This window comes from Mucilaginibacter sp. (assembly GCF_036383575.1).
Lineage (GTDB): Bacteria > Bacteroidota > Bacteroidia > Sphingobacteriales > Sphingobacteriaceae > Mucilaginibacter.
On the sequence record NZ_DASVOB010000349.1, the window covers coordinates 1 to 9,549 of the forward strand.

The 9,549-nt window shown below is 44.4% G+C and carries 12 protein-coding genes; 9 read left to right on the forward strand and 3 right to left on the reverse strand.

What is annotated here, in order from left to right; all coding sequences use genetic code 11:
* Positions 1 to 344: 344 nt before the first annotated feature.
* The 6 genes from moaA to VF500_RS11965 all read left to right on the forward strand — a co-directional run bounded on the left by moaA (position 345) and on the right by VF500_RS11965 (position 5,783).
* Positions 345 to 1,334 carry a GTP 3',8-cyclase MoaA gene (gene moaA / locus VF500_RS11940; RefSeq protein WP_330859882.1) on the forward strand — a complete coding sequence of 330 codons (990 nt, stop codon included), beginning with the start codon at positions 345 to 347 and terminating at the stop codon, positions 1,332 to 1,334.
* A gap of 18 nt (positions 1,335 to 1,352) precedes the next feature.
* Entirely contained in the window at positions 1,353 to 2,558 is a 1,206-nt protein-coding gene (locus VF500_RS11945) for a molybdopterin molybdotransferase MoeA (RefSeq protein ID WP_330859883.1), read from the forward strand.
* 97 nt (positions 2,559 to 2,655) lie between these two features.
* The gene (gene moaC / locus VF500_RS11950; protein ID WP_330859884.1) at positions 2,656 to 3,126 is read left to right on the forward strand and encodes a cyclic pyranopterin monophosphate synthase MoaC; all 471 of its coding nucleotides are present in this window, start codon (positions 2,656 to 2,658) and stop codon (positions 3,124 to 3,126) included.
* Positions 3,107 to 4,300 carry an NTP transferase domain-containing protein gene (locus VF500_RS11955; protein ID WP_330859885.1) on the forward strand — a complete coding sequence of 398 codons (1,194 nt, stop codon included), beginning with the start codon at positions 3,107 to 3,109 and terminating at the stop codon, positions 4,298 to 4,300. The genes moaC and VF500_RS11955 overlap by 20 nt, the downstream gene beginning before the upstream one ends.
* Positions 4,293 to 5,351: a HesA/MoeB/ThiF family protein gene (locus VF500_RS11960; protein WP_330859886.1), complete on the forward strand. Its 1,059-nt coding sequence runs from the start codon at positions 4,293 to 4,295 to the stop codon at positions 5,349 to 5,351. Before VF500_RS11955 ends, VF500_RS11960 begins: the two co-directional genes overlap by 8 nt.
* A gap of 9 nt (positions 5,352 to 5,360) precedes the next feature.
* Positions 5,361 to 5,783 (forward strand): hypothetical protein, encoded by a 423-nt coding sequence (locus tag VF500_RS11965; RefSeq protein WP_330859887.1) that lies wholly within the window; start codon positions 5,361 to 5,363, stop codon positions 5,781 to 5,783.
* 186 nt (positions 5,784 to 5,969) lie between these two features.
* Here VF500_RS11965 and VF500_RS11970 read toward each other — a convergent pair whose 3' ends face one another.
* The 3 genes from VF500_RS11970 to VF500_RS11980 form a co-directional block, all read right to left on the reverse strand.
* Positions 5,970 to 6,389 (reverse strand): molybdenum cofactor biosynthesis protein MoaE, encoded by a 420-nt coding sequence (locus VF500_RS11970; protein ID WP_330859888.1) that lies wholly within the window; start codon positions 6,387 to 6,389, stop codon positions 5,970 to 5,972.
* Positions 6,390 to 6,396: 7 nt separating this feature from the next.
* Positions 6,397 to 6,825 carry a GNAT family N-acetyltransferase gene (locus VF500_RS11975; RefSeq protein WP_330859889.1) on the reverse strand — a complete coding sequence of 143 codons (429 nt, stop codon included), beginning with the start codon at positions 6,823 to 6,825 and terminating at the stop codon, positions 6,397 to 6,399.
* Between the two features lie 112 nt (positions 6,826 to 6,937).
* Positions 6,938 to 7,180 carry a MoaD/ThiS family protein gene (locus VF500_RS11980; protein WP_110585002.1) on the reverse strand — a complete coding sequence of 81 codons (243 nt, stop codon included), beginning with the start codon at positions 7,178 to 7,180 and terminating at the stop codon, positions 6,938 to 6,940.
* A 185-nt stretch (positions 7,181 to 7,365) separates the two neighbouring features.
* Between VF500_RS11980 and fdhD the strand changes: the two genes are divergently transcribed.
* The 3 genes from fdhD to VF500_RS11995 all read left to right on the forward strand — a co-directional run.
* Positions 7,366 to 8,250, forward strand: coding sequence for a formate dehydrogenase accessory sulfurtransferase FdhD (gene fdhD / locus VF500_RS11985; RefSeq protein ID WP_330859890.1), 885 nt, complete (start codon positions 7,366 to 7,368; stop codon positions 8,248 to 8,250).
* 14 nt (positions 8,251 to 8,264) lie between these two features.
* Positions 8,265 to 8,621: a DUF7009 family protein gene (locus tag VF500_RS11990; RefSeq protein WP_330859891.1), complete on the forward strand. Its 357-nt coding sequence runs from the start codon at positions 8,265 to 8,267 to the stop codon at positions 8,619 to 8,621.
* Positions 8,618 to 9,549, forward strand: a 932-nt coding sequence (locus tag VF500_RS11995) for a molybdopterin-dependent oxidoreductase (protein ID WP_330859892.1), incomplete at its 3' end; no start/stop codon positions are given. The genes VF500_RS11990 and VF500_RS11995, both read left to right, overlap by 4 nt.

The following is a 9,549-nucleotide window of genomic DNA, read 5'->3' on the forward strand; positions in this document are numbered from 1 at the left end:
CTGCGGTTTATGTTTGTTAGGCTCAGGGGGCTTCCTTTTTATAAATTCTTTGGGGCGGATGCTTGCCTTAATACGGTAATAATTTAATTAAAGTTTTAGTTGGATTTGTTCATTTATAACAATTTGATTTTTTGTGCTTTATGCGTGTATTGGGAAAGGAGTATAACCCTGTTACGCTTTTGTAATTTTATTTCAGACCGGATATATCACTGAGGAAGGAAATAAAAATACATTTCGTAAACATCTCCAAGCTGGGTAATGCTTATTTTTACAATTGCCCTGCATAAACTAAAAGGTGTAATGGCTGTTAATTAATTAAATTTACAGGATAAAAAGGCTACATTTTGTTAAAAGATAATCATGGACGGAAGATCAGCTATATGCGCCTCGCGGTGACAGACAGGTGCAACCTGCGCTGTTTTTACTGTATGCCCGAGGACGGCTTGAACTGGCTTTCACGTGCCGAGCTCATGACCTATGAGGAAATGCTGCGCAGCTGTAGTTTGCTTGTAAAAATGGGTATCGACAAAATCCGGATTACCGGGGGCGAGCCCTTTGTACGCAAAGATATTATGCATTTGCTCACAGCTATATCCGGGCTGGATGGCTTAAAAGAGCTGGGCCTTACAACTAACGGTGTACTTACAGCTCCTTATGTGCCCGAATTAAAAAAGATAGGTGTACGGTCAATAAACCTAAGCCTGGATACGCTGGATGCCAACCGCTTTTTTACCATTACCCGCCGCGACGAATTTACCAATGTGATGGCAACCTTAGATGCCATGTTAAGCCATGATATGGAAGTGAAGATCAATGCCGTGGTGATGGATGGCAAGAACATTCAAGATATTATCCCGCTGGTTGAATTGGCCAAAGAGCTGCCGGTAAGTGTCAGATTTATAGAAGAAATGCCTTTTAACGGCGATGGTCATATATACGATGGGTTGCATTGGGATTACCTTCGCATTTTAGATGAAATAAAAAGCAAATATCCGCAAATAAAAAAGCTGGATGATCCTGCTTATTCTACCTCGTACAATTACCAGGTACCGGGGCATAGAGGAACCATTGGCATTATAGCGGCCTACTCGCGTACTTTTTGCGGTAGTTGTAATCGGATCCGCATTACGCCGCAGGGAGAATTGAAAACCTGTTTATATGACGACGGGGTGCTTAATTTAAAAGATTTAATGCGTAAAGGGGCTTCTGACGAGGTATTGCAGGATACCCTGCTAACTGCTTTTAACCACCGGCCGGCAGATGGCTGGGAAGCTGAGCGGATGCGTGTGGCCAAGACCGGCATTCATGAATCAATGGCCACAATTGGTGGATAGTTTAAAAGATCAGGAAAGATGACAACCGTTGAAGAAGCAGAAAAACTGGTACTGGCACAAACCCGGGATTATGGTACCCAAAGTCTCCCGTTTGAACAGGCCTTAGGTTATGTTTTGGCCGAAGACCTGAAAGCAGATCGTGATCTGCCGCCCTTTAACCGGGTAACCATGGATGGTATAGCTATAAAATATGCTGCCCTTGAAAACAGCATTCATATTTTCCGCATCAAAGCTACCCAGGCAGCCGGTGATGAGCCGGTTCAGATCAACGAAGAAGATGATTGCATCGAGATCATGACCGGTGCTGTACTACCCGCTTCGGTTGATACGGTGATCCGTTATGAGGATGTTGAGATCATTGCTGGGTCGGCGAGTTTGTACACCAGAGATATCAAGAAGGGACAGAACCTGCATTTGCAGGGCGTTGATAAAAAGCAAAACGATGTTATTGCATCGTCGGGCCAATTGGTGATCCCGGCTATCATCAGTGTGGCTGCATCAGTAGGCAAAACCCATTTGCTTGTTAAAAAAATGCCCAGGGTGGTTGTAATTTCATCGGGTGATGAACTGGTTGATGTGGATGAAACGCCACTGCCGTACCAGATCCGCAAATCAAACAGTTATACAGTAAAAGCCGTTTTAAAGCTACATGGTATTGATGCTGATATTTTGCACATCCCTGATGAACCAACGGTCACTAAAGAAAAGATCCAATACTGCCTTCAAAATTATGACGTACTGCTGCTAAGCGGAGGTATTTCGATGGGTAAGTTTGATTATGTGCCCCAGGCATTGGAAGAATCACAGGTAGAAAAATTGGTTCATAAAGTAGCCCAGCGCCCCGGCAAGCCTTTTTGGTTTGGCAGGCATAAAAATGGCGCATTGGTGTTTGCCTTTCCGGGTAACCCGGTAGCAACATTCATGTGCCTGCACCGGTACTTTTTAACCTGGCTTAACGCAACGCTTGGTTTGCCCTCAAAAGAGCCGACATACGCGATATTGGGAAAAGATTTTACATTTCAGCCCGCATTGCAATATTACCTGCAAGTAAAGCTGATAAGTAATGAGCAGGGCCAATTAATAGCCATGCCCGTTGAGGGAAATGGTTCGGGCGATTTTGCTAACTTAGCAGATACCGAAGCTTTTTTAGAACTCCCGCTTGAAAAGAATAATTTTAAAGTGGGAGAGGTGTTTAAGGTTTGGAAGTTTAACCATGATTTTTAGGATTTTGGGATTACCCTGATAGAATTAAACCTGATAAAAAAGTGAGTATGCAAGCAAATATCCTTAAATCCTTCAATCAAGTAAATCAAGGTTCAAAATGTTAACCCATATAAATAAACAAGGCGACCCGAATATGGTTGATGTAACTGAAAAGCAGGTTACACACCGCACCGCTACTGCGCGTAGCGTGGTTGCTTTGCCGGCCGAAGTATTTGAGCTTTTAGCGGGAAATGAATTGCAGAGCAAAAAAGGCCCGGTTTTTCAAACGGCGATTATTGCAGGTATCATGGCTGCCAAAAAAACCGGTGATTTGATCCCGCTTTGCCACCCGCTGGGTTTGGATAACTGCAATGTTACCATCCGCATAAATGAACAGCAAGAGGTGGAGGTTGATTGTACCGCAAGCATTACCGCGAAAACAGGTGTGGAAATGGAAGCGTTGGTAGGTGCTTCGATAGCGGCGCTTACTATTTATGATATGTGCAAGGCCATGAGCCATGATATAGTGATAAAAGAAACCAAACTGATCTCAAAAACAGGAGGTAAACGTGACTTTAAAAGATCATAACCAGCCATCAGGCAAACACAAAAAACACGCTAAATTGGCAAGGCCTTCAACAGGTAATTTTGGTCGCAACGAATGGGCAATTTTGGGCGGGCCCTGTACGGTGATCAAATTATTAGCCGATGATGTGATCCGCGCCCTTTCGCCGGTTTATAAATGTGCTTATGTGGATACATCGCACAATGATGATATTACTTTACTGCCTGGCAGATTGCCAAGCGGTGCGTCGCTTGAATATACCGATCAGGTAAACTATCAGCAATTTAACTATCAAAACCCGGTATATCCCTACCAGCTTCTACAGCAATTTTCGTCTGCCGACCTGGTACTGGTTAATGGTAACCATCAGCAAGCCAAGGCCCAGGTAGTAATTATCGACATTAATAAAAAAGCATCGCTGCAAAAAAGGACAGATCAGCTTAATAATGTTCAGCTTTTCCTGCTGGCCGATAATGCAAGTGCGATCCCCGATTTTATACAGGAGGTAATCCCTGAGTGGCAGCAAATTCCGATTTTAAAGATAGATGAACGTGAAAAGATAGTAGCTTTTTTTGAGGCTGCCTTAAAGCAGGCCAAACCTGTTTTAAACGGATTGGTACTGGCTGGCGGCAAAAGCACCCGCATGGGGTTTGATAAAGGGGCAGCTAACTGGCATGGCAAGCAGCAGCGCTATTATATGGCCGATCTGCTTAAAAACTTTTGTAAAGAGGTTTTTATTTCCGGTCGGCCCGGACAGCAGCAAGAAATTGATCCGGCTTACCTTGTTATCGAAGATACATTTACCGGCTTAGGCCCTTACGGGGCCATCCTTTCCGCATTTCGCGAACAGCCGGATGTAGCCTGGTTGGTAATTGCCTGCGATTTGCCTTTGATGGATGACAGCACACTTCGTAATTTAGTGGCATGGAGAAACAGCTCGTCGGTGGCTACGGCTTACCATAGCCCGGTAACTGATTTTCCGGAGCCTTTGATAGCCATATGGGAACCGAAAAGCTATCCCGTACTGTTATCGTTTCTGGCACAAGGCTATTCGTGCCCGCGCAAGGTTTTGATCAACAGTGATATTACATTGCTAAACGCCCCCCAACAGGAAGCCCTGACCAATGTGAATACGCCCGAAGAATTGGAAAAAGTAAAATCAATGATCCACCATAAAATAGTTGCTACTAATGAATGAGGATTTGCAAAGATATAACTGCCAGATAGCGCTGCCAGGTTTTGGCGAGGAAGCCCAGCAATTGCTGAGGCAAGCCCGCGTACTGATAGTAGGGGCAGGAGGACTGGGTTGCCCTGCGGCACAATATTTAGCATCAACAGGTGTAGGTACTTTAGGCATTGCCGATTTTGACCAGGTATCGATAAGTAACCTGCATAGGCAGGTATTATATACGCCTGCCGACGAGGGTAAGAATAAAGCCGAAGTGACCTGCGCACGTTTACAAGCACAAAACCCGGGGATTAAGCTTGTTCCGCATACCTCCAAAGTAACGTCTGATAACGTGATGGATGTTATCAGCAATTACGACATTGTACTGGATGGTACAGATAATTTTGAAACCCGTTACCTGCTTAATGATGCCTGTGTACTGACGGGTAAACCACTCGTTTACGGTGCCATTTACCAGTTTGAAGGGCAGGTTGCGGTTTGGAATGTAAGTAATGCAAAAGGAGTTAACTCACCCAATTACCGTGATCTGTTCCCCGAGGTGGATGCCACGCAGATCCCTAACTGTACCGAAGGCGGGGTGATCCCAACGCTGGCCGGTATTATTGGCTGTATGCAGGCCAACGAGGTAATTAAATACATCACCAAAACAGGTGAGTTGCTGGCCGGAAAAGTGTTGATCTTTGACGCACAAAGCATGCAAAGCCGCATCTTTAAGATCGGGCCGGTAACTAAAACGCACATCCGCCGGTTAAAAACAACTATTACTATCCCTACTATTAATGCTGATGAACTAAAAAAGCGGATCCTTTTGGATGATACTGTCGAACTTATTGACGTACGTACCCTTCAGGAGCGAGAAGCCTATGATATTGGAGGTACCCATATCCCGTTGGACGAAGTAGAAGAATACCTGGCATATTTCACCAGCCCCAATACAAAGGTACTTTACTGCTCATCAGGCAAGCGAAGCGACGAAGCCGTAAAGCTGATCCTCAAAATGCTCCCTGAAGCTGATGTGTTTTCGCTGGAGGGTGGGTTAGCAGAGTATAAGGTTGATTAGAAAGTGCATATGTATAGAAGCATAGAGCCGGAAGTTGCAGGAGGCATAGGAGAGGAAACTGTAATGAACACAAAAGTTCATCCTCCAATTGTTGAGAAACTAAATTATAAATTTGCGGGATGGTTAGGTGATGATATTTTGGAGTCGTTTCCATGTTACATCGTTACCGAAAGACTGAAAAGCGAGATTGAGTTTAGAAATTTGAAAGGTATCGGATTTGATGACGTTTTAATTTCCAAATCAGGTGAGTTTGACGGTTTTTATCCCAATACCGATTTGCCAAAGTTTTATTGGGCTAAAATTAATGGTGCTTTTGAAAATAATGATGATTTCATTTGGGGCAATGACTACCGTTTAATAATTTCTGACATGGCATATGAAACACTTATACTGTTCAATTTAAATCATGCTTCTTTGGAAGAGATGGAATAATTAATAACGGTACTGGGATAAGCTCTCCGCGTTATGCTGAATTTATTTCATCGTCCCTGTCGCTAAGTAAATGATAGGGGTATAGCGTATACCTGTCAAGTGGGATCCTAAAATAAGCTCAGGATGACTGGCGATTATAAATGTAAAATTAAAAAATCCGAAATCGAACATCCCAAATCCGAACTCCTAAGGATGTGCTGCTACCCAAACATCCCCATCTTCAAAGCTTTCTTTTTTCCAGATGGGGACGGTTTGTTTAAGTGTATCGATGATATACCGGCAGGCATCAAAAGCAGCATCACGATGGGCGGCAGATACGGCGATCACAACAGGTACCTCACCAACATTCAGTAAACCGGTACGGTGGTGGATCAGTATTTTTTGCACCGGCCAGTGTTCAAAAGCTTGTGCAGCAATTTTATTCATTTCGCTGACGGCCATGGGCTCATATGCTTCAAAATCGAGCTTTAAAACTTTTTTGCCTTTGGTGGCATTGCGCACAGTACCAATAAATACATCTATTCCCCCAGATTCGGGCGACATGATCCAGTCAATACACGATTGGATATCCAGTGTTTGGGCCGATAGGAGGATCTGTGTGTTCATAGCAATGTTAATCCAATAATGATTTTATGAGGTATTTTGGCGATTCAGAATACCCCTGCCTGTAATAAAAACGATGTGCGTCAACCCGGCGCGTGTGGCAATGTACCTCTATCCGGTCGGCATTGCGTTCTTTGCCAAGTTCGGTAATATAATCCTCCAAGGTTTTACCAATACCTTTGCCACGCGTGTTCTCATCAACAGAAAAACAACTGATGCGGATAAAATCCCCCTTAACTACCAGCTGCGTTAAAAAATCAATGGCAATGAATCCGGCAACATCGCCATCATCTTCATAAACCAAAACCTGCGATGAGGACTGCTCAAGCATTTTTTCAAGGTTTCCCGGTAAAAAATCTTCGGTGCCAGGGTAGCCTAATTGGGTAAGCAGGTTTGATATCGCAGCATGATCGGCAACCGTAGCGCTTCTGATAGCCATTATTTTGTTAGGTTGAGGGCTTTTTGATTATTGGAACTATGGATCTTTTGGGCGTTTTGCAACTACTGCAAACTGCCCACTAAAAACTGCAAACTGATTTACTGCCACTGATCTATCCCCCACTTACCGGTGGAATGATCGCTATTTCATCGCGTTCGTGAATGGTATCACCGGGCAGGGCGTATTCGTTGTTAACAGCCAACATATATGATGAAAGCTGCTTTAAACGTGGATATTGCTGCTCAAGCAGGTATTTTAAATTGGAAATAGTAGCATCGTTGGTCATTTCCAGGCTAACTTCGCTGCTTCCAAATATCTCCTTAGCCACTCCAAAAGCCAGTACGTTGATCTTCATATCTCAAAAATATTCAAATTAGCTTATAAAACGAGCAAAGGATTAAATTTAACAAATCGGGAAAGTCTCTGCAAGTTCAAGCGTCCACGCTTGAATTATTTTGAAGGTAAGCGTCCACGCTTGAACTTGCATTGGAAGACAAAATCCGCCTAAACAAACCCTCCCATTAAATTGTATATTTGAGTATGTCTGCATCACCAGTTATACATATCCCGGTAGTAAAAGTTAATGCTAATCAAAGCGCAAGGGAAGAGGATAGTATCGCCATTGAAGAACCCCTGGAAATTAAGTTGGAATACGGTCCGGCCGATAAAAGAGAGGTACGCAATATCTCAGTAACTATGCGTACTCCCGGGCACGATGCCGAACTGGCAACCGGCTTTCTTTTTACCGAAGGCATTATCAAAAATGCCGATGAGATAAAATCGGCTAAACACAGCTTTATAGCCTGTGCCGAAAACAAAGAGAATACCATTTTGGCAACACTTGAACGGGATGTTGTACCGCATCTTCAAAACACCGAACGTAATTTTTATACCACCAGTAGCTGCGGCGTATGCGGCAAGGGATCTATTAGTGCCATCCGTACGGTAAGCAGTTTTGCTGCCGGAGCGGATGACGGCAACATGATCCATAGCGTTGTACTTAACCAACTGCCAAAGATATTGCGCAGGCACCAGCGCGTATTTGATGATACGGGAGGGCTGCATGCCTCGGCTTTGTTTACCCCTTTGGGCGAGCTGTTATTGTTGAGGGAAGATGTTGGCAGGCACAATGCTTTAGATAAACTGATAGGTGCCGCTATGATGTATAACTGGCTGCCATTACAGCAAACGGTATTGGTGCTGAGTGGCAGGGCCAGTTTTGAGCTTGTTCAAAAGGCTGCCATGGCGGGCATCAGCATGATAGCTGCGGTGGGTGCACCCTCAAGCCTCGCTGTGGAGCTGGCAAACGAATTTAATATTACACTGATTGGCTTTTTACGCGATGAGCGCTTTAATATCTATACAGGCGCACACCGCGTAATGGTCCCTGCTGATGAGGCCGCATTAACAGCGCCATCAGTATAAATTGATTGATACTAATGAAAATAAGGATAAAAGGTAATTCATTAAGGTACAGACTTACTAAAACTGACGTAGCCAAACTGGCCGAAGAAGGTTATGTACAGGAAACGGTTGATTTTGGCAGCCAGCAGCTTATTTATGCTTTGAAGCTGGTGGATGATGAGCAGCTTTCCGCAACTTACAAGGAAAACGCTATAACGTTGTATGCCCCTAAAGCCATGATAGCCGGCTTTGCTAATGAAGACAAGGTGGGTTATGAAGGCAAGCACGGCAGTCTGCACTTATTGGTTGAAAAGGATTTTACCTGTTTGGATGAAGTTGCCGAAGACCAAAGCGATAATTACCCTAATCCTTTAGCCGTTAAAAAGATATGAGCAAGGAAACAGAACAGGAACCGGCAGCTGAGAATCCCGAAGAACTGCTCGACCTGAAAATAACACATCCTAAAGACTGGGCAGCGGGCATCCCTGCTGTTACGGTTGCTATGGCCGATATATTAAAGGAAACCGGTGTGGTGAGGGGGATGGAGGGCTTGTTCAAAATGAACAAAAAAGGCGGATTTGATTGTTCGGGCTGTGCCTGGCCCGATCCGGATGACGACCGTTCGCCCATTGCCGAATATTGCGAGAATGGTGCCAAAGCCCTTGCCGAGGAAGCCACCACCAAAAAACTAACAGGGGAGTTCTTTGCTGAAAATCCGGTAGCAGAATTAGCCAGGCTTAATGATTACGAAATAGGAAAGAAGGGCCGCATAGCCCAACCGGTTTACCTTGCCAAAGGGGCGACACATTATACCACTGTAAGCTGGGACTTCGCGTTTAAAAAAATAGCTGACGAGCTTAACGCTTTGGCATCTCCTGATGAGGCTGCATTTTATACATCAGGTCGTACAAGCAACGAAGCTTCATTCACGTACCAGTTGTTTGTGCGCGAATTTGGTACCAATAACATGCCCGATTGCTCCAATATGTGCCATGAAAGTACAGGAGTTGGCCTTGCGGATACTATTGGCATTGGCAAGGGGACAGTTACTCTTAATGATTTTTACGATACCGATGTGATCATCATCATGGGGCAAAACCCGGGTACCAATCATCCGCGGATGCTCAGCGCGCTTGAAAAAGCTAAAGAGAAAGGCTCAAAGATCATTGCCGTTAATCCGCTGCATGAAGCGGGTTTGATGGGCTTTAAAAACCCGCAAACGGTAAAAGGTATTTTAGGAATCAAAACCCAATTGGCCGATCTGTACTTGCAGGTGAAAATAAACGGCGATATGGCGCTGCTCAAAGCCATGGAAAAGCT